The organism is Nonomuraea sp. NPDC048916, assembly GCF_040649575.1.
Classification (GTDB): domain Bacteria; phylum Actinomycetota; class Actinomycetes; order Streptosporangiales; family Streptosporangiaceae; genus Nonomuraea.
Genome location: NZ_JBEZFS010000031.1, coordinates 11,697 through 30,634 on the forward strand (window position 1 = coordinate 11,697; position 18,938 = coordinate 30,634).

Here is an 18,938-nt window from a genome sequence, read left to right on the forward strand (position 1 = left end):
GAGCTCAGGCAGATCCGCAAGCGGGGGTTCGCGATCAACAACCGGCGGACGGAGACCGTGAGCGACGTCGAGTCCGCCCTGGCCGCCGGGGAGTGATCGATTCCGGGGCGTCCGATTCCGCTCAGCAGAATTTGTCAAAACTTCATTGCGCATAGCAGAAGGCATACGTAACTTCGCCGTAACTCATCGGGATATTTCGGGCAATGGAGTCGGCGCTGATGGACTTTGATCTTGAGGAACTCGCCTCGATCATCGAGCTGCTTGACAAGGCGGACTTCCGGCACTTCAGCTTCGAGAAGGGCGATCTTCGCATCACGGTCAGTCGTGACGGGAACGTTCCACCCGACCTCGCCGCGCCGGCCGCACCGGCTGCTACCGCCGCCGCGCCGGTGCGGGCCGCCACCGTGCCGGCCGCCCCCGCCGGGTTGAGAACTCCCGTGAAGACCCCCGCGAGCGCCCCGGCCCGGACGGCCGTGGAACCGGACGAGGGCGAGATCGTGATCACGGCCCCGCTGCTCGGCACGTTCTACCGCGCCCCCAAGCCCGGCGAGCCCCCGTACGTCGAGATCGGCGACAAGGTCGAGCCCGACTCGGTGCTGTGCATCGTCGAGGTCATGAAGCTCATGAACTCCGTGCCCGCCGGGGTCTCCGGCGAGGTGACCAAGGTCTTCGCCGGAGACGGCGAACTCGTCGAGTTCGGCGGCCCGCTGTTCGCCGTCAGGACGATCGCGTGAGCCGTCAGGCCGACCGCGTGCGGCAGCGGGTCTTCGTCGCCAACCGCGGGGAGGTCGCACTGCGCATCGTCGAGGCGTGCGACCGGCTCGGCTTCGAGACCGTGCTCGGCGTCTCCAGCGCCGACCGCGACACGCTGGCCGCGCGCCGCGCCGGGCAGGTGGTCGTCCTCGGCGGCCCGCACGCCACCGGCAGCTACCTGTCGATCCCCTCCGTGCTGCACGCCGCCATCTCCACCGGCTGCACCGCCGTCCACCCCGGGTACGGGTTCCTGTCCGAGCGGGCGGACTTCGCCCGGGAATGCGCGGCGAACGGGCTGACCTTCGTCGGGCCCTCCCCGGAGGCGCTCGAAACGCTCGGCGACAAGCTGTCGGCCCGCGAACTGGCCGAGTCCCTCGGCGTCCCGGTCTCCGCCGGCGGTTACGCCGCCTCCGTCGCCGAGGCGGCCGAGCTGGCTGCCCGCATCGGGTACCCCGTACTGATCAAGGCGGCGTACGGCGGCGGCGGGCGCGGCATGAAGCTGGTCGAGTCGGACGCCGGGCTGGCCGAGGCGTGGGCGCCGGCCTCCGCCGAGGCCGAGGCCGCCTTCGGCGACGGCACGGTCTTCCTGGAGCGGTACGTCACCGACGCCAAGCACGTCGAGGTGCAGATCCTCGGCGACCGGCACGGCAACCGGATCCACCTGGGCGAGCGGGAGTGCTCGGTGCAGTACCGCTACCAGAAGATGATCGAGGAGGCGCCCTGCGCGGCGCTGCCGCAGGCCACCAGGGAGCGGCTGCACGACAGCGCGCTGCGGATCGCGCGGGCACTGGACTACGTCGGGCTCGGCACGGTCGAGTTCCTGTACGACGTGCGCCGCGACGAGCTGAGCTTCCTGGAGGTCAACCCCCGGCTCCAGGTGGAGCACCCGGTCACCGAGGCCGTCACCGGAGTGGACCTGGTCCGAGAGCAGCTCCTCGCCGCGCTGGGCGAGCCACTCTCGGTCCGCCAGGAGAACGTGCGGCTCAGCGGGCACGCGATCCAGGCCAGGATCACCGCCCAGGACCCGTGCCACCTGCTGCGGCCCTCCCCCGGGACGGTCAAGCGGTGGCGGCCCCCCGTCGGCGGCGGCCTGCGGCTCGACTCGCACATCTACGAGGGGTACGACTTCCCGCCCTTCTACGACGCGCTGATGGGCAAGCTCGTCGCCTGGGGCCCTGACCGGGCCTCGGCGGTGGCCCGGCTGGGCGACGCGCTGGCCGACTTCGAGATCGGCGGCGTCACCACGTCGCGCGACCTGCTGCGGAGCATCACCCGGCACGGCGACTTCCTGGCCGGGACCGTGACCACGCACTGGCTGAACGACCGGTTCAATGATCTGCTCGGCGATCGGAACGAGTGAATGACGGACATCAATCTCATCGACGTGTCGCTGCGCGACGGCAACCAGAGCCTCTGGGGCGCCGTCGGCCTGACGACCAGGATGGTCGAGGGGGTCGCGCCTCTGCTCGACCAGGTCGGCTACCGGGCGGTGGAGATCGCGTCGAGCACACTGCTCGCGGTGGCCGTGCGGTTCCACAAGGAGGACCCGTGGGCCCGGCTGCGCGCCGCCCGCGACCGCATGCCGAACACCAGGCTCGGCTTCCTCACCACCGGCAAGCGGTTCATCACCTTCTACCGGACCCCGGACGTCCTGTTCGAGCTGGCCTTCCGGCTGCTCGTACGCAACGGGGTGACCAGACTGTGGATCATCGACCCGATGCACGACATGGCCGGCGCCAAGCGGATGGCCGCGATGGCGCGGCGCGCGGGGTTCGAGGAGATCGTGGGCGGCGTCTGCTACACGACCAGCCCGGTGCACACCGACGCCTACTACGCCGGGCGGATCGCCGAGCTGGACGACTGTCCTGACATCGACGACGTCTACCTCAAGGACCCGGCCGGGCTGCTCACCCCGGAGCGGCTGTCCACGCTGGTGCCGATGCTCCAGTCGAAGCTGTCGCGGCTGCGGCTGAACGAGCTGCACAGCCACAGCACGACCGGGCTGTCTCCGCTGACCGCGCTGACCGCCGCCGACCACGGGATGGACACGATCCACTGCGCGCTGCCGCCGCTGGCGAACGGCAACTCGCACCCGGCCGCGCAGCGGCTGGTCCGAAACCTGCGCGCCCGCGGCCACCGGGTGGACGTGGACCTCGGCGCGATGGACCGGGCCTCGGCCTATCTGACCAGGCAGGCCAAGATCAAGCGGCTGCCCGCCGGGGTGCCGGCCGAGTACGACGAGGACTACTACCGGCACACCATCCCGGGCGGCGTCCAGTCCACCCTGGCCCGCCAGCTCGGCGAGCTGGGCCGCTCCGAGCTGGTCCCGGCCGTGATCGAGGAGTCCGTACGGGTCCGGGAAGACCTGGGCTGGCCGATCGTCATGACGCCGTTCGCCCAATACATCGTCACCCAGGCCACGCTGAACGTGATCACCGGCGAGCGGTACCGGCAGATCTCCGACGAGGTCGTCGACCTGCTGCGCGGCGACTTCGGCCCGCTGCCCGGCCCGGTGAACCAGGATCTCCTCGACCGGGCGCTCAGCACCAGGCGCGGCAGCCGCCCGGCCGACGACGGCAGCTCCGACATCACGGTGGCCGAACTGCGCAAGCGGTTCGGCGAGACCACCAGCGACGAGGATCTGCTGCTCCGCGCGGTCATGCCCACCGAACAGGTGGACGCCATGGTCGCGGCACGCGGATCCTCGCCGGTGTCAACGCTGCGGAGCCTGCTCAGGTCGGTGGAGGACCGGCCGAGGCTCACCACGGTCTCCATCCACCTGGGCGACACCCGGCTCGACCTGACCAGGAACGCTTCCGAGGAGGCCCGATGACAGGACCGCTGCACGCGATCGACGCCTGGGTGCTCGACGTGGACGGCTGCCTGATGCGCACCGCCCACGCGGGCGGCGCGGGCGGCACGCCGATGCCGGACGCCGTGCCGTTCGTGTCCGCGCTGAAGGCGGCCGGTCACGAGGTGGTGGTGTGCACCAACGCCTCCGAGCAGCCGCCCGGGACGTACGCCGAGCACCTGCGCGCGCAGGGGTTCGACATCGACGACGACCACCTCGTCACCGCGGGCAGCGCGGCGGCCGACTTCATCGCCAGGGAGCACCCCGGCGCCCGGGTGCTCGTCCTCGGCGGGGAGGGCCTGCGCGACCCGCTGCGGCGCCTGGGCGTCACGCCGGCGGACCCGGGCGACCGGGACCTGGCCGACGTGGTCGTGGTCGGCGCGGCCCGCTCGTACGGGACGGGCGAGCTGAACGCGGCCGGGCTCGCGGTGGATGCGGGTGCCGCCTTCTACACCACGGTGGACGTCCGCTGGTTCCACGGCGGGCTCGGCAAGTCCATCTGCGTCTCCGCGGCGATCGCCAACGCGATCGGCTGGGTGGCGGGCGCCGAGCCGCGGGTGCTCGGCAAGCCCTCGCCCGCCCTGGCCGCGACGCTGGCCCTCCGGCTCGGCCGGCCGCCGGGCCGCGTCGCCGTCGTCGGCGACGCTCTCGTCGAGGTGCGGCTGGCGCGGCACATGGGGGCGCACGCCCTTCTCGTCCTCAGCGGGGCGACCACGCCTGAGCGGCTCGACGGCGTGTCACAGGAAGAACGACCGGACGCGGCGTACGCCGACGTCGCGGAGCTTTATCGGCTCCTCACCCCCCACCTCACTCAGTCCGAAGGAGTCACGGCATGACCACCAACGATCATCACAGGTTCCCCTTCTTCGACGAGGCCCAGACCCCCGACGGCGCCACGGGCTGGGAGTCGATGTATCCGTACTTCCTCGTGCCGAGCGAGGAGACTCGCGAGGAGGAGAACTCGCGGTTCTGGTTCGCCGACACCATGCACTGGTCGCGCGGAGTCCATCCGTTCGACAGCATCGGCGCCGAGGCGGTCTACTTGGGCGCCGGCCAGAACAGCACCCGGATCTTCGTGCTGCCGACCTCGCTCGGCCTTGACGTGCGGGTCGTCAACGGCTACGTGTACATCTCGCCGATCGCCGTGACCGACCCGGAGGAGATCGGGCGGAGGGCCGCGTTCTTCCAGGAGCGCGCGGGCTACTACTACGCCAACTGGGACGAGCTGTACGGCCGCTGGAAAGAGAAGATGCTGGCCGCGATCGAGTCCATGCGGACCCTGAAGTTCGTGCCGCTTCCCGAGCTGGACCCGGTCGAGGTGGTCACCGAGGCCCGCGGCCGGTCGGTGTCGTGGGACGTCATCGAGAACTACCACCGCCTGATCGACGAGTTCTTTCTCGTCTGGCAGTACCACTTCGAGTTCCTCAACCTCGGCTACGGCGGTTACATCACCTTCTTCCAGTTCTGCCGCCAGGCGTTCCCGCAGATCAGCGAGCAGGACGTGGCTCGGATGGTCGCGGGCGTGGACGTGCTGGCGTTCCGTCCGGACGACGAGCTGCGCGGGCTGGCCGCGCTGGCCCGCGAGCTGGACCTGGCGGAGCGGTTCGCCGGGTTCACCGCCGCGTCACCCGCCGGCGAGCTGCTGGACGCGCTGTCCGGGACCGAGAACGGCCAGGTCTGGCTGGAGGCGTTCGAGAAGGCCAAGAACCCCTGGTTCAACTACTTCGCCGAGTACGGATTCACCCATGACCAGGACACCTGGGCGGCCAACCTGTCCATTCCGCTGACCGGAATCGCGCGGTACGTCGCGAAGATCCAGGCCGGTGAGGACATCAGCCGCCCGGTGGCCAGGCTGCGCGAGGAGCGGGATCGGCTGGTCACCGAGTACCGCGCGCTGCTCACCGAGGACGAGGCCCCCCAGTTCGACGCGCTGCTCAACCTGGCCCGGATGGTGTTCCCGTACATCGAGGAGCACAACATCTACGTCGAGCACTGGGCGCACGCGGTCTTCTGGGAGAAGGCCTGGGAGCTGGGCGACCTGCTGGTGTCGGCCGGGTTCACCCGGGAGCGTGATGATGTGTTCTACCTGAACCGCTTCGAGCTGGACACCGTCCTGTTCGACGTCGTCGAGTCCTGGGCGATCGGCGTCCCGGCCCGCGGCTCCAAGCGGTGGCAGGCCGAGATCGGCCGCCGCCGCGGCATCGTGGCCGCCCTGCGGAGCCAGGTGGCGCCCCCCGCGTACGGCATCCCGCCGGAGCAGGTGACCGACCCGTTCGCCGTGATGAACTACGGGGTCACCACCGAGCGGGTGCAGGAGTGGCTGGGCGCGGCGAGCGGCAACGACGGCCGGCTCACCGGCATCCCCGGCGGTCCCGGCACGGTCGAGGGCGTGGTGCGGGTGCTGCGCACCGAGAACGACCTCGGGCTGCTCCAGCCCGGCGAGATCCTGGTCGCGTCGATCACCGCGCCGTCCTGGGCGGCGGCGTTCTCCGTCGCGGTCGGCGTGGTCACCGACATCGGCGGGATGATGAGCCATGCCGCCATCGTCTGCCGTGAGTACGGCCTGCCCGCGGTGGTGGGCACCGGCTTCGCCACGGCGACGCTGAAGACCGGTCAGCGGGTCCGGGTCGATGGCGACACCGGTGTCGTGACGATCCTGCCGGAGGTGGGTGAATGACCGCGGTCTACACGGTTCCGTTCGAGTCGGAGACGTGCCGCGACGTGCGCGAGGTCGGCGGCAAGGCGCTCGGCTTGGCCGAGATGACCGCCGCCGGCCTGCCGGTCGCGCCCGGTTTCACGGTGACCGCCGCCGCCTACCGCGACTTCCTGGACGAGAACGGGCTTCGTGACGACGTCCGGCGCATCCTCGGCCAGGTGGATCCGGACGACCGGCCCACGTACGACGCGGCGGAGCGGGCGCTGACCGAGCGGCTGAGCCGGGCGCCGCTGCCGGCGCGGGTCGCCGACGAGGTGCGCCGCGCGTACGCCGAGCTGAACGCGCGGATCGGCCGCGACGACGTCCCGGTGGCCGTCCGGTCCAGCGCCACCGCCGAGGACTCAGGCGGCGACAGCTTCGCCGGGGAGTTCGAGACCTGGGTGGATGTGGTCGGCGCTGAGGACGTGCTGGCCTACGTGCACCGCTGCTATCTGAGCGTGTTCGCCGGCCGGGTGCTGTCGTACGCGCTGGAGCGCGGCATCGACCTGCGGACGGTCGAGATGGCGGTCGTGGTGCAGAAGACCGTCCGCGCCAGGTCGGCGGGCGTGATGTTCACGCTCGACCCGATCAGCGGCGACCGGTCCAGGATCGTCCTCGAATCGAACTGGGGCCTCGGCCTGTCCGTCGTCGGCGGCGAGGTCACCCCGGACCGGTACGTGGTCAACAAGGTCTCGCTCAGCCTGGACATGCGCGCCCTGGGCGACAAGCGGGTGGAGTATCGCAGGGGCGACCGGTCCGTGCCGGTGCCGGAGGACCGCAGGGAGCGGCTCTCCCTGGAGGACCATGAGGTGCTCGCCCTGGCCGCGCTCGGCCGCAGGCTCGAACAGCTCCAGGGCGGGCCGCAGGACATCGAGTTCGCCGTCGACGAGGACCTGCCGCGGGACGCCAACCTGGTGCTGCTCCAGTGCCGCCCGGAGACCGTGTGGAGCTCGGTCAAGCGCGCCCCGGCGTTCGACGCGGGCGCGGGCCTGATGTCGTGGATCACCGGTTCCATCGGAGCGGAAAGCCGGGCGCCCGCCGGATCGGCCGACGGTCACGGGCGCGGAGGTCACCGTCATGGCTAGCCCCACGGCGGACCTGGCCGCCCGCTCCGCCGCCGCGGGTCTCGAACCGCTGACGTCCCCACCGTACGACTCCTCACGTGATTCCGGCGTGCGGCGCTACCTGCGCTGGCTGGAGACCGAGCGCTGGCTGCCGTTCTCCGGCTGGGACGAGCTGTGGCGCTGGTCGGTGACCGACCTCGAAGGGTTCTGGGCGACGATCTGGGACTACTTCGGCGTCAAGGCGCGCACGCCCTACGAGAAGGTGCTCGGCCACAGGGAGATGCCGGGCGCCGAGTGGTTCCCCGGGGCCACGCTCAACTACGCCGAGCACGCGTTCGGCCTGCCGGAGGACGCGGACACGGTGGCGATCGTGGCCCACTCGCAGAACCGGCCGCCGATCGAGCTGACCTTCGGCGACCTGCGCGCCCAGGTGGCCAGGGCTCAGGCGGGCCTGCGCCGGCTGGGCGTCGGCCGGGGCGACCGGGTCGTGGCCTACCTGCCGAACATCCCGGAGACCATGGTGGCGTTCCTGGCCGCCGCCGGTCTCGGCGCGGTGTGGGCGAGCTGTTCCCCCGAGTTCGGCCCGGCCGGCATCGTGGACAGGTTCGAGCAGATCGAGCCGACCGTGCTGCTCACCGTCTCCGAGTACACCTACGGCGCCAAGCACGTCGACCGCAGGGCGGCGGTCGAGGAGATCAGGGCCGGGCTGCCGACGCTCAAGCACGTCGTGCACGTGCCGAACGGCGCGCAGGACCTGCCGGGGACGCTGTCCTGGGCGGGGCTGCTCGGCGAGCCGGTGTACGAGCCCGCGTTCGAGCCGGTGTTCGAGCCGGTGCCGTTCGACCACCCGCTGTGCGTGCTGTTCACCTCGGGGACGACCGGTAAGCCCAAGCCGATCGTGCACGGTCACGGCGGCGTGCTGCTGGAGCACCTGAAGAACCACGCGTTCCAGTGGGACCTCCAGCCGGGCGACCGGCTGCTGTGGTTCTCCACCACAGCGTGGATGGTGTGGAACATGCTGGTCTCCGCGCTGCTGACCCGCAGCTCGGTCGTCCTGATCGACGGCGACCCGACCTATCCGGACCTGGACTTCCAGTGGCGGCTCGCGGAGCGCACCAGGACGACGCTGATGGGCATCAGCCCGCCCTACCTGATGGCGTGCCGCAAGGCCGGGCTCAACCCGGGCCGCGACTTCGACCTGTCCAGCGTTCGGCAGATCGGCGCGGTGGGCAGCCCGCTGGCCGCCGAGGGCTACCGGTGGATCCACGAGCAGTTCGGCGACGACGTGCTGCTCAACGTGGGCAGCGGCGGCACCGACGTGTGCACCGGCATCGTGCAGGGCAGCCCCGAGCAGCCGGTCTGGCTTGGCGAGATGTCCGGCCCCAGCCTCGGCGTGGACGCCAAGGCGTACGACGAGAAGGGCGGCGTCGTGGTCGGTGAGCTGGGCGAGCTGGTGATCACCTCACCCATGCCGTCCATGCCGGTCGGCTTCTGGGGCGATCACGACGGCAGCCGCTACCGTGACGCGTACTTCGGCACCTACCCCGGGGTGTGGCGGCACGGCGACTGGATCAGGTTCAGCGAGCTGGGCAGCAGCGTGATCACCGGCCGTTCCGACGCCACGCTCAACCGCGGCGGCGTACGGCTCGGCACCGCCGAGTTCTACCGGGCGGTGGAGGAGATCGACGGCGTCGCGGACAGCCTGGTCGTCCACCTGGAGGACCCGGAGGGCGGGCCCGGCGAACTGCTGCTGTTCGTCGTCCCCTCCGGCGGCGGGCCGCTCGACGACACGCTGCGGGACACGATCGTCCGGACGGTCCGCACCGGGCTCTCGCCCCGGCACGTCCCGGACCGGATCCTGCGGCTGGCGAAGGTCCCGTACACCCAGACCGGCAAGAAGCTGGAACTCCCGGTTAAGCGGATCCTGGGTGGCGAGGCGCCGCAGACCGTGGTCAACATGGACGCGGTCGCCGACCCCGACGCGCTCACCGCCTTCGCCGACCTCGCCCATCAGCGCACTCACACGCAGGGAGAAGCATGACCGCCCGCTACGAACCCGCCATCGACCTCGCGGGCCTCGTGGCCATCGACGTGCACACCCACATCGAGGCCGACCGCGACCACCGGCACTTCGCGCTCGACGACGAACTGCTCGCCGCCTCCGCGAAGTACTTCAAGTCCGGCGACAACCGCACGCCGACCATCGACGAGCTGGCCGCCTACTACCGCGAGCGGAACATGGCCGCCGTCGTCTTCACCGTGGACGCCTCGACCGGGATGAACCACCCGGCGCTGTCCAGTGAGGAGATCGCCGAACAGGCCGCGGAGCACGCGGACGTGCTCATCCCGTTCGGGTCCGTGGACCCGCGCCGCGGCGCGGCCGCCGTCGCCCAGGCCCGCCGCCTGGTCGAGGAGTACGGCGTGCGCGGCTTCAAGTTCCACCCCAGCATGCAGGCGTTCGAGCCGAACTCCGCCGAGTTCTATCCTCTGTACGCGGCGCTGGAGGAGCTGGGGGTGGTCGCGCTGTTCCACACCGGCCAGACCGGCATCGGCGGCGGGCTCCCCGGCGGCCGGGGCATCAAGCTGCGGTACGCCGACCCGATGCTGCTCGACGACGTCGCGGCCGACTTCCCCGGCCTGGACATCGTCATGGCCCACCCGGCCGTGCCCTGGGTGGACGCGCAGATCTCGATAGCCACGCACAAGCCGAACGTTTACATCGACCTCAGCGGCTGGTCGCCCAAGTACTTCCCGCCGCAGCTCGTCCGCCAGACGAACTCGCTGCTCAAGCACAAGGTGCTGTTCGGCTCCGACTACCCGCTGCTCACCCCGGACCGGTGGCTGTCCGATTTCGACAAGCTGGAGATCAAGGACGAGGTACGCACGCTGGTCATGAAGGACAACGCGGTCCGGCTGCTCCGGCTCACAGCGGAGCGGACGTGAAGTAGCGGAAGCGAATCAGAGGAAGCGAAGCAGAGGAAACGGCGATGGGCACCCCCGAGTCGGCGTCGCCGCTGGAATCGGTCGACCGGGCACTACGCCTGGTCGAGATGCTCCGGCATGGCGAACCACTGACCGTCAAGGCCGCGGCGGAGCGCCTCGACGTCGCGCCCTCCACCGCACACCGGCTGCTCGGCGCGCTGATCCATCGCGGCTTCGCCGTACAGGACCGGGATCGCCGATACCACGCGGGCCCGGCGATCAGCCACCGGCACGAGACCGCCCTGAGCACGAGCGAGATCAGGGCGGTGGCCCGGGCCGGGCTCGACCACCTGCACGCCGCCGTCGGCGAGACCGTCCAGTTGATGGTGCTGCAACGGTGGAGCATCAAGTTCATCGACGGGGTCGAGTGCGACGCCCCGCTCCGGGTCGGCGTGCGCGTCGGCGACCTGATGCCCGCCTACTGCTCGGCCGGGGGCAAGGCCCTGCTCGCCGAGCTGAGCAACGCCGACCTGGAGATGCTGCACCGGGGCGGCCTGCCGCCCTGGCCCACCGCCAGGATCGCCACGCTGGCCGCGTTGAAGAGCCAGCTCGCGACCGTCCGCAGACGCGGCTACGGCATGAACACCGAGGAGACCGAACAAGGGGTGAGCGGCGTCGGCGTGGCCATCCACGATCCGGCGGGCAAGGCCGTCGCCGCGTTCACCGTCGCCGTGCCCGCGGTCCGGTTCCACCGCTCCGGCGTCTCGGCGTACGTGGCCGCGCTGCGCGAGGCCGGCGAGCTGACCCAGGCCCAGATCCGCTCCCTGGCCCGCCGCACCCCGGAGTGATCCGCTTCCCCCCTATATCTCATCCATCGGCGGCGCGTCGAGTTCAGCCGCCGCGCGGGGCTACCAGGCCGGATTCGTAGGCGAAGACCACGAGCTGGGCGCGGTCGCGGGCGTGGAGCTTGGCCATGGCTCGGTTGACGTGGGTTTTCGCGGTCAGCGGGCTGATCACCATGCGGTCCGCGATCTGGTCGTTGGACAGGCCCTGCCCGACCAGGGTGACGGCCTCGCGTTCGCGGTTGGTCAGCTCTTCCAGCCCTGTGTAGGTGCCGGTGCTGAGCGGCTGGGTGACGTACCGGTTGATGAGCTTGCGGGTGATCGAAGGTGCCAGCAGCGCGTCGCCGCGCGCGGCGACGCGCACGGCGTGCAGGAAGTCCTCGGGCACGATGTCTTTGACGAGGAATCCGGCTGCGCCGGCGCGCAGCGCGTTGAAGACGTATTCGTCGAAGCCGTAGTTGGTCAGGATGACGACGTGCACCCCGGCCAGGGCCGGGTCCGCGGCGATGCGCCGGGTCGCCTCGATGCCGTCGACGATCGGCATCTGGATGTCGATGAGAGCGATGTCGGGCAGGAGTTCCCTGGCCAGAGCCAGGCCCTCCATCCCGTCGCCGGCCTCGGCCACCACCTCGATGTCGTCTTCGAGGTCGAGAAGCGCGCGGAATCCGCTGCGCAGGAGCGGCTGGTCGTCGACCAGCAGGACACGGATCACGACGTCTGGTCCACAGGGAGTTCGGCCTGGACGGTGAAGCCTCCATCGCCGCGCGGCTCCGCGCGCAGGCGACCGCCGAGGGCGGTGACACGTTCGCGCATGCCGAGCAGCCCGACGCCGGGCACCGGGGCGGTGCCGGGTGTGGCCTTGCCGTCGTCATCGACGCGTATCGCCAGGGCGTCCGGACGGACGTCGATCTGGACCGACGCGGTGGCGGCGGCGGCATGCCGGGCGATGTTGGTGAGCGACTCCTGAACGATCCGGTAGGCGGTCCGGCTCACCGCGGCCGGCACGTCGTGTCGTTGCCCTTCGATCGTCAGCGTCGCGTCCAGGCCGACGGAACGGGCCCGTTCCACCAGCTCCGGGACGTGGTCGAGCCCACGCGGCGGGGTCGTGTCGTCGTCGCGCAGCGCCTGCAGGGTCGCGCGCAGCTCCCTGGTCGCCTCACGTCCGGCCTCCTGGATCGCCAGCAGGGCCTCCGGCACCTGTTCGCCACGCCTGCGGGCCACGTGGACGGCGACTTCGGCCTGCACCTTGATGATCGAGATCTGGTGGGTGAGCGAATCGTGCAACTCCCGCGCGATGTGCAGCCGCTCCTCGTCGGCGCGGCGCCGCGCGGTCTCCTCCCGGGTGCGCTCGGCTTCCTCCGCCCGCCGCTCGGCCTGTCGCAGCGCTTCACCCGCGGCGCCGGCCGCGACCAGCCAGGCGATCTCGAGGGCGCCTCGGGCCTGCGCGAACGCCTCGCCCGTGTTGTGCAGGCCCGAAACTAGGGCCGCGAAGGGGAGAGCGGCCAGCATGGTCACGCTCGCCGCCACCGTGACGGTGCGGTGTCCCGCCCGTACGGCGGCGTACACCGCGAACAGGTACGCGACGGCGGGCACGTCGAAACCGGCCGCCTGGTAACCCACCGCGCACAGCCCGGTGACGGCCAGGACGGGAACCGGAGCCCGGCGGCGCGCGGCCAGCGCCAGGCCGCCGGCCGCCAGCAGCGCGTAGCCGAGTAGGTCGAGGTTCGTGGCGGAGTTCGGCCCGGACAGCCCGGTGACCAGCAGCGCCGCCGCCACGCAGACGGCGATCGCCCAGTCTTTGACGCCGGCCGGGACACCGGACCGTCCTGTACTCATGCGCGCACCTTAGCCGGATATCCGCGCGGGCGACTCCTGCGCGCGGACGATCGGCCGGCTACCGCGTACGCGGTACCTTCGCGGCTCCTGCGACATCCGCGGCAGCCGGCTGTGGCATCGGCGGCAGCGCGAATTGCCTGCGTCCGCCGGACGACCAGGGGTGGGTCCGGCGGACATGATCAGACGACGTCCAGTCGTAGAAGAGAAGGAGCACTTCATGTCAGTCCGATTCGTGCTTGCCGTGGCCGCGGCCGCCCTGCTCGGAGGTTTCGGGCTTGCCGCGCCGGCGGCCGCGGACGTCTTGGTCCAGCCGGCCGACGTCAGTTCCTACGACATGACCGCCGGGCGTCTCTGGTCCGCGGTGGGCGCGGTGCTGGGGATAGCCGGCGTGGTCATCGGCGGGCTGGCTCTGGCCCGCTCCGCCGGTCGGATCGGCAGCGGCTCCGGCAGAAGGGGGGCCATCGTGGCCTTGGTGGCGGGGCTGGCCGGCGCGGTCATCGGCGGGCTGGTCGTGGCCGCCGCCGAGGGTGGTCCCGGCACCGGCTACGGAATAGTCGGGGGCTTCGTGGCCCTGGTGGTGGGGCTGATCGGCATGCTCCTCGGCGGGCTGGTTCTGGTCCGCTCCCGCCGCGCCGGCTGACCGTAGCGAATACGAGCGCGTTCGGGTCGGCGGCCTCCGCGCGGGCCTCGCTTCTTGCGGTTGGCGACCTGGTCCGTCTTTGCGGGATGACCGCCCGGATGCCGCGTCTGCGCAGGTAGACGCGATTGGCGCGGCAGGAGGAGGCCTTGTCGGCGGCGACCGCGCCGGGGCGGGTGCGCGGGCGGGCGGCCGCAGCCACGCCGATCATGGCCTCGAGACCTTCGCTCCGCGAGAGCATGCCTGGGCGCGAGCCGGTGACCATGACTGTGCACTACCGTCACGATGACAGATTCGACGCGGCGCTGACCTGCGTAATTTCGCTGGCACAGGGACGACAGCGTCCCGTACGACGAAAGGATCTGATCATGGCCGCCGTTGCCTCCCCCTCCACCGCTCCCGCCAAGGCCGAGGCCAAGCTGCTGCGGTTCGCGCTCAAGCAGGACGCCATCGGGTCGGGTGCCAACGGGCTCGTCTATCTGGCCGCCGCTGCGATCTTCGGCTCGATGTTCGGCCTGCCCGCGGCCATGCTGGTGCCGGTCGGGGCCTTCCTGGTGGCCTTCGCCGGGTTCCTGCTGTACCTCGCCTCGCGGCCTGCGGTGAACCGGGCAGCGGTTATCACGGTGATGGCGGTCAACGTGGCCTGGGTGATCGCCAGCGCGGAGGTGCTGATCGCCGGGTGGTTCCCCCTCACCGGACTGGGCATCGCCCTGGTGATTGCCCAGGCGGTGGTGGTAGCGGGCTTCGCCGGCCTGCAGTTCGCCGGCCTCCGCAAGTCCTGACGGCGTGTGGGGTGCGGAACTGGATTCGCTCTGGCCTTTCGTTTCGACAAGACCCCCGAGAGCTACCTGGCCGGGCTTCACCTGCGAGGCATCCGAGAAGCCTCCGACCGCCCAAAGATTCAAACTCCGAACACGGCTTAGAGCCGCCTGACCTTGAGGGTGTTGTTGGTCCGGGTGTGTTCCTCGCCGTCGGGGCCCGGATACGGCTGCGTGAACTCCTCGCTGACCAGCACCTCCCACTGCTCGTCCGTGAGCTCCAGCGACCGCAGCACCTCGCCGGGCGTGGGCAGGTGCAGGTCCGCGTGATCCTCGTGACCCGGCTGCCCCTCCGAGTGCCCCACGATGAGCAGCACACCACCACCTGGGTTGACCGCCTCGGCGGCGGTGCGCAGGATCCGCTCGCGTGGCATGTCACCGTGGGAGTGCAGGAACTGGGCTGAGACGAGGTCGAAGCCGCCCTCGGGGAAGGTGTGGCCGAGGTCGTGCCGCTGCCAGTCGATCAGGTCGGCCACGCCCGCCGCCGCGGCGTGGGCCGCCGCCCGTTCGAGGGCCACGCCGGAGATGTCGACGGCGGTGACCCGCCAGCCTCTCGACGCCAGCCAGATCGCGTCCGCGCCCTCCCCGCAGCCCAGGTCGAGAGCATGGCCCGGGGCCAGCCCGGACGTCTCCCTGACCAGGGCGGGGTTGGGCTTGCCGCTCCACAGCCGGTCCTTGCCGGCGTACCTCGTGTCCCAGAACTGTTGGTCCGTCGTCATGTGCCAGAGGATGCTCCACGGCGTGGGCCTGAGCCAAGTTCTGTTGCCGAACCGGCAAAAGCCGGTCGGGTGAAGCGTCTTCCGGCTCCGGGACCGTCGTGCTGATGGCCGCCGGGTCGCTCGGGGTGACGGGCTACGAGTCCCCCTCCGAGTTGGAGGGCGACGCGACGCTGAAGGCGAAGGTCGAGGAGATCCGCCTGCGGGCGGGTGAGCTCATGGGGCTGGGCGACGTGCGCGCGACCACGGTGCCCAAGATGACCCTGGTGGCCCCGCCCCGCGACGGGGGCGTCATCTCGACCCGGACCTTCATCCCGCACCGGGTCCACACCTCCATCGGCGTCCTGGGGGCGGTCTCGGTCGCCACCGCCGTCCTCGTCGAGGGCTCGGTGGCCGCCGGGGTGGCCTGCGGGGTGGCCTGCGGGGCGGCCGGTGGGGCGGGCGCGCGCACGGCACCGGGGGACACCGTGCGGATCGAGCATCCGACCGGCTCAGCAGACCGACGAGACCAGCAGATCAAGAGGAGATCCGATGCGGCCAGAAGCGTTCCGCGACATCGCCCACGTGGGCTCGGTAGAGCTTTTCACCTCGGTGCCGGAGGACACCCGTGACTTCTTCGTCGACCTGATGGCGATGAAGGAGGTCCACCGGGAGGGCGACTCGATCTATGTGCACGCGTGGGACGACTACGAGCGGTACACCGTGAAGATCACTGGCGGGGACCGGGCCGGAGCCGGCCGGACGTTCCTGCGGGCGGCGAGTCCGGAGGCGCTCCGGCGGCGGGTCGAGGCCATCGAGGAGGACGGTCTCGGCATGGGGTGGAGCGAGTCGGAGTTCGGGCTCGGGCCGGTCTACCTCTTCACCGACCCGGACGGCCACGACCTGGGCCTGTACTACGAGACGGAGAGGTATGTCCCCACCGAGGAGCACCGGCCGTCGCTGAAGAACCAGGCCTCGGCCTTCCCCGGCAGGGGGGCCAACGTCCGGCGGCTCGACCACGTGAACTTCCTCGCCTCCGACGTGCCGGCCGCCTCCGCCTTCATGTCCAGCACACTGGGCGCCCGGGCCACCGAGCGGATCGTCACCGACGACGGTGAGACGGCCGCCATCTGGTACTCGGTCAGCGACAACTCCTACGACATCGTCTACACCTCCGACTGGCTCGGCGCGCGGGGACGCCTGCACCACGTGGCGTTCGCTACCGACACCCGCGAGGACATCCTGCGGGCCGCCGACGTCTTCCTCGAGGCGGGCATCCACATCGAGACCGGCCCCCACAAGCACGCCATCCAGCAGACGTTCTTCCTCTATGTCTGGGAGCCCGGCGGCAACCGCGTCGAACTGTGCAACGCCGGCGCCCGGCTGATCCTGGCCCCCGACTGGGAGGTCATCACGTGGACGCAGGCGGAGCGCGCCAAGGGCCAGGCGTGGGGACTGAAGACCATCGAGTCGTTCCACACCCACGGCACCCCCGTGATCGAGTGACGCCTCCCCGGTGACACGGCGGCCTTCGTGCTGTCGATGCTCTTCCGGGTGGTAGAGGCCCGGTTGCTGAGCTGGTACACCGGACTGCGCATGTCACAGCGAGAGGGCTGAGATGACCACCACGCCCATCGGCGCCGCCGCGCGCCCGGAGACCTCCACCGCGATGCTGGACGTCCGCCTTCGGGCGCGGGCAAGACCACCCTGCTGCGGTGCGTCGCCGGGTCGAGCTCCCGCTGAAGGAGAAGAAGGTCCCCAAGGCCGAGCGCCGGCGGCTGGTCCAGGAGGCGCTGGAGGCCGTCGGCCTGCGTCTACGAGCTCATCCAGCGGGCCAAGAGCGGCCACCGCCCGGCCTCCTGAGCAGTCGGTCCGCCGGGGGATCGGATCACGGTTTCGCCGCGGAGGTCAGGCGGTGGTGATCCGATACCCCACGCCGGGCGTGGTGGTGATGGCCGGAGGCTCACCGAGTTTGCGGCGGAGGCGGCCGATGGTGACCGTGACGGTGTTGGTCAGCGGGTTCGCGTGCTCGTCCCATACCTGTTCGAGCAGGTCCTCGGCGCTGAGGAAGGCGGGGGCGGCGCGGAGGAGTGCTTCGAGCAGGGCGAACTCCTTGACGGACAGGTCCAGGTGACGGCCGTCGCGGGTGGCGGTGCGGCGCAGCGGATCGAGCTCGATGCCGGCCGCGCGCAGCGTACGGGGCCGGGAGGAGGGCTGGCGGCGGGCCAGGGCGCGGATGCGCAGCACCAGCTCGGGGAAGTGGAAGGGCTTGGCCAGGTAGTCGTCGGCACCCAGGGTCAGGCCGGTGACCCGGTCGACGGGCGAGTCGGCGGCGGTCAGCATCAGGACCATGACGCGGTCGTCGCGTTCGGTGATCATCTGACAGAGCGTGTCGCCGTGGATGCCCGGTAGGTCGCGGTCGAGGACGACCACGTCGTAGGCGTTGAGGTCGAGCTTGGCGGCGGCTTCCAGACCGTCGTGGGCCACGTCCACGGCCATGCCCTGATCGCTCAGACCTTCGACGAGCACGGCGGCGAGGGAGCGGGCATCCTCGACCACGAGCACTCTCATGCCGGAACCTCCGCCGGCACGGAGGCCAAGGGCAGCGAGACGGCGACTCTGAGACCGCCTTCCGGCCGGGCGCGCAGGTCGAGGGCGCCGCCGTGCGCGGTGGCGATGGCTGCGACGATCGACAGGCCGAGCCCGGAGCCGTCACCGGAGCGGGTGCGGTCGGCGCCGAGTCGCTGGAAGGGCTGGGCCAGCCGATCGACCTGCTCCTGGTCGAGAACACGCCCGCCGGTCTCGACCACGAGCCGAGCCGTCGTGCCCTCGGCGGTGGCGGCGACTCGGATCCAGCCGCCTTCCCGGTTGTGAATGATGGCGTTGTCGACGACGTTGCCGATCATGCGGGTGAGGAGCGTGCTGTTTCCCTGCGTCCACGCACCGTCGTCGGCGGTGCCCGGGGCGTCGGCGGTGCCGGGGGAGTGGACGAAGCCGGAGCGGACGGTGAGCCGCTTGGCGGCGATGTCGGCGGCGCGGGCGTCCAGGGCGTCGGCCGCCAGACGGCCGAGCGGGAGCGTCGTGCGCTCGGACAGGGCGCCGTGCTGGGCGCGGGCGAGGATGAGGAAACCTTCGAGTAGCCGGTCGACCTGGTCGAGCTCCGTGCGGAGCCGGTCGGCCAGCGCCGCGGTCTGCGCAGGCACGGGCTCCGGCTTGGCCAGGGCCACGTCCAGGGACGCGCGCATGGTGGTCAGCGGAGTGCGGAGCTCATGGGAGGCGTCGGCCACGAACCGCCGCTGCGCGGCGAACGAGCTCTCCAGCCGTTCCAGCAGCTCATCGATGGTGTCGGCGAGGTCCTTGACCTCGTCGGCGGGGCCCTGCGCGGCCAGCCGCTCGTGCAGGTTGTCGGCGGAGATCCGGCGGGTGGCCGTGGTGATCGTCCGCAGGGGGCGCAGCACCCGGCTGGTGATGACCCGGCCCAGCACGACCGACACCACGCCCATGACCGCCAGCGCCACCGCCGAGCCGATCAGGAGCTGGCGCGACTGGGCCGCGTGAGTGTCCGACAGCTGGGTCTGGAGCCACGCGATGCGATCGGACGCGGCGGCGAGCGTGGCCGGCCCGACCGGCGGAGTCCCGGCGGGCGCGGACTGGGTGACCCGTGTCCCCCCGAGGCCCACGAGGTTGGTGATGGCCAGCAATCCGACGCCGGACAGCAGGAACATGACTCCGTACAGGACGGTGAAGCGCAGTCGTACGGTGCGTGCCGGTCGTCGCCACTTTCTCATGGGTCCAGGATGCCGGGCCGGACCTAACAGCGATATG

The 18,938-nt window shown here is 71.1% G+C and carries 18 protein-coding genes and 2 pseudogenes; 14 read left to right on the forward strand and 6 right to left on the reverse strand.

Features of this window, described 5'->3' with window-relative positions:
- Positions 1 to 218 precede the first annotated feature (218 nt).
- From accB to AB0C16_RS29015, 9 genes are read left to right on the forward strand one after another with little or no spacing between them, the layout of a single operon-like run.
- Complete coding sequence (accB, locus tag AB0C16_RS28975) at positions 219 to 734, forward strand: acetyl-CoA carboxylase biotin carboxyl carrier protein (RefSeq protein WP_357687260.1); 516 nt, start codon at positions 219 to 221, stop codon at positions 732 to 734.
- On the forward strand, positions 731 to 2,113 hold the full coding sequence (locus AB0C16_RS28980; RefSeq protein WP_357687262.1) for a biotin carboxylase N-terminal domain-containing protein: 1,383 nt from the start codon (positions 731 to 733) through the stop codon (positions 2,111 to 2,113). The genes accB and AB0C16_RS28980 overlap by 4 nt, the downstream gene beginning before the upstream one ends.
- Complete coding sequence (locus tag AB0C16_RS28985) at positions 2,114 to 3,586, forward strand: hypothetical protein (RefSeq protein WP_357687264.1); 1,473 nt, start codon at positions 2,114 to 2,116, stop codon at positions 3,584 to 3,586.
- A complete protein-coding gene (locus AB0C16_RS28990; RefSeq protein WP_357687266.1) occupies positions 3,583 to 4,440 on the forward strand; it encodes an HAD hydrolase-like protein in 858 nt (285 codons plus the stop codon). Before AB0C16_RS28985 ends, AB0C16_RS28990 begins: the two co-directional genes overlap by 4 nt.
- A complete protein-coding gene (locus AB0C16_RS28995) occupies positions 4,437 to 6,281 on the forward strand; it encodes a PEP-utilizing enzyme (protein ID WP_357687268.1) in 1,845 nt (614 codons plus the stop codon). Before AB0C16_RS28990 ends, AB0C16_RS28995 begins: the two co-directional genes overlap by 4 nt.
- Positions 6,278 to 7,384: a PEP/pyruvate-binding domain-containing protein gene (locus tag AB0C16_RS29000; protein WP_357687270.1), complete on the forward strand. Its 1,107-nt coding sequence runs from the start codon at positions 6,278 to 6,280 to the stop codon at positions 7,382 to 7,384. The genes AB0C16_RS28995 and AB0C16_RS29000 overlap by 4 nt, the downstream gene beginning before the upstream one ends.
- Positions 7,377 to 9,404 (forward strand): acetoacetate--CoA ligase, encoded by a 2,028-nt coding sequence (locus AB0C16_RS29005; RefSeq protein ID WP_357687271.1) that lies wholly within the window; start codon positions 7,377 to 7,379, stop codon positions 9,402 to 9,404. The genes AB0C16_RS29000 and AB0C16_RS29005 overlap by 8 nt, the downstream gene beginning before the upstream one ends.
- A complete protein-coding gene (locus tag AB0C16_RS29010) occupies positions 9,401 to 10,306 on the forward strand; it encodes an amidohydrolase family protein (RefSeq protein ID WP_357687273.1) in 906 nt (301 codons plus the stop codon). The genes AB0C16_RS29005 and AB0C16_RS29010 overlap by 4 nt, the downstream gene beginning before the upstream one ends.
- 44 nt (positions 10,307 to 10,350) lie before the next feature.
- Positions 10,351 to 11,133, forward strand: coding sequence for an IclR family transcriptional regulator (locus tag AB0C16_RS29015; protein WP_357687275.1), 783 nt, complete (start codon positions 10,351 to 10,353; stop codon positions 11,131 to 11,133).
- 43 nt (positions 11,134 to 11,176) lie between these two features.
- On the opposite strand, the gene AB0C16_RS29020 is transcribed toward AB0C16_RS29015, so the two are convergent.
- Positions 11,177 to 11,839: a response regulator transcription factor gene (locus tag AB0C16_RS29020; protein WP_357687277.1), complete on the reverse strand. Its 663-nt coding sequence runs from the start codon at positions 11,837 to 11,839 to the stop codon at positions 11,177 to 11,179.
- On the reverse strand, positions 11,836 to 12,963 hold the full coding sequence (locus AB0C16_RS29025; RefSeq protein ID WP_357687278.1) for a histidine kinase: 1,128 nt from the start codon (positions 12,961 to 12,963) through the stop codon (positions 11,836 to 11,838). Before AB0C16_RS29025 ends, AB0C16_RS29020 begins: the two co-directional genes overlap by 4 nt.
- A 217-nt stretch (positions 12,964 to 13,180) precedes the next feature.
- Here AB0C16_RS29025 and AB0C16_RS29030 point away from each other — a divergent pair, with 217 nt between their 5' ends.
- Complete coding sequence (locus tag AB0C16_RS29030) at positions 13,181 to 13,603, forward strand: DUF6223 family protein (RefSeq protein ID WP_357687280.1); 423 nt, start codon at positions 13,181 to 13,183, stop codon at positions 13,601 to 13,603.
- 29 nt (positions 13,604 to 13,632) lie between these two features.
- Here the strand turns inward: AB0C16_RS29030 and AB0C16_RS29035 are convergent.
- Positions 13,633 to 13,793: pseudogene (locus tag AB0C16_RS29035) on the reverse strand (IS5/IS1182 family transposase); the annotation flags it as partial.
- On the opposite strand from AB0C16_RS29035, the gene AB0C16_RS29040 reads away from it, so the two are divergent.
- On the forward strand, positions 13,750 to 14,382 hold the full coding sequence (locus tag AB0C16_RS29040; RefSeq protein ID WP_357687387.1) for a hypothetical protein: 633 nt from the start codon (positions 13,750 to 13,752) through the stop codon (positions 14,380 to 14,382). The pseudogene AB0C16_RS29035 and the gene AB0C16_RS29040 sit on opposite strands and share 44 nt — an antisense overlap.
- 137 nt (positions 14,383 to 14,519) lie before the next feature.
- Here AB0C16_RS29040 and AB0C16_RS29045 read toward each other — a convergent pair whose 3' ends face one another.
- Positions 14,520 to 15,137: a class I SAM-dependent methyltransferase gene (locus AB0C16_RS29045; protein WP_357687282.1), complete on the reverse strand. Its 618-nt coding sequence runs from the start codon at positions 15,135 to 15,137 to the stop codon at positions 14,520 to 14,522.
- Between the two features lie 104 nt (positions 15,138 to 15,241).
- Here AB0C16_RS29045 and AB0C16_RS29050 point away from each other — a divergent pair, with 104 nt between their 5' ends.
- The 3 genes and pseudogenes from AB0C16_RS29050 to AB0C16_RS29060 form a co-directional block, all read left to right on the forward strand.
- Positions 15,242 to 15,745 carry a PrpF domain-containing protein gene (locus AB0C16_RS29050; RefSeq protein ID WP_357687284.1) on the forward strand — a complete coding sequence of 168 codons (504 nt, stop codon included), beginning with the start codon at positions 15,242 to 15,244 and terminating at the stop codon, positions 15,743 to 15,745.
- Positions 15,666 to 16,619: a VOC family protein gene (locus AB0C16_RS29055; protein ID WP_357687286.1), complete on the forward strand. Its 954-nt coding sequence runs from the start codon at positions 15,666 to 15,668 to the stop codon at positions 16,617 to 16,619. Before AB0C16_RS29050 ends, AB0C16_RS29055 begins: the two co-directional genes overlap by 80 nt.
- Positions 16,620 to 16,828: 209 nt before the next feature.
- A pseudogene (locus tag AB0C16_RS29060) lies at positions 16,829 to 16,924 on the forward strand (ABC transporter ATP-binding protein); the annotation flags it as partial.
- Between the two features lie 97 nt (positions 16,925 to 17,021).
- On the opposite strand, the gene AB0C16_RS29065 reads toward AB0C16_RS29060, so the two are convergent.
- Together AB0C16_RS29065 and AB0C16_RS29070 are read right to left on the reverse strand one after the other, a co-directional pair.
- Positions 17,022 to 17,684: a response regulator transcription factor gene (locus AB0C16_RS29065; RefSeq protein WP_357687288.1), complete on the reverse strand. Its 663-nt coding sequence runs from the start codon at positions 17,682 to 17,684 to the stop codon at positions 17,022 to 17,024.
- Positions 17,681 to 18,901, reverse strand: coding sequence for a HAMP domain-containing sensor histidine kinase (locus tag AB0C16_RS29070; RefSeq protein WP_357687290.1), 1,221 nt, complete (start codon positions 18,899 to 18,901; stop codon positions 17,681 to 17,683). The genes AB0C16_RS29065 and AB0C16_RS29070 overlap by 4 nt, the downstream gene beginning before the upstream one ends.
- Between the last annotated feature and the right edge of the window lie 37 nt (positions 18,902 to 18,938).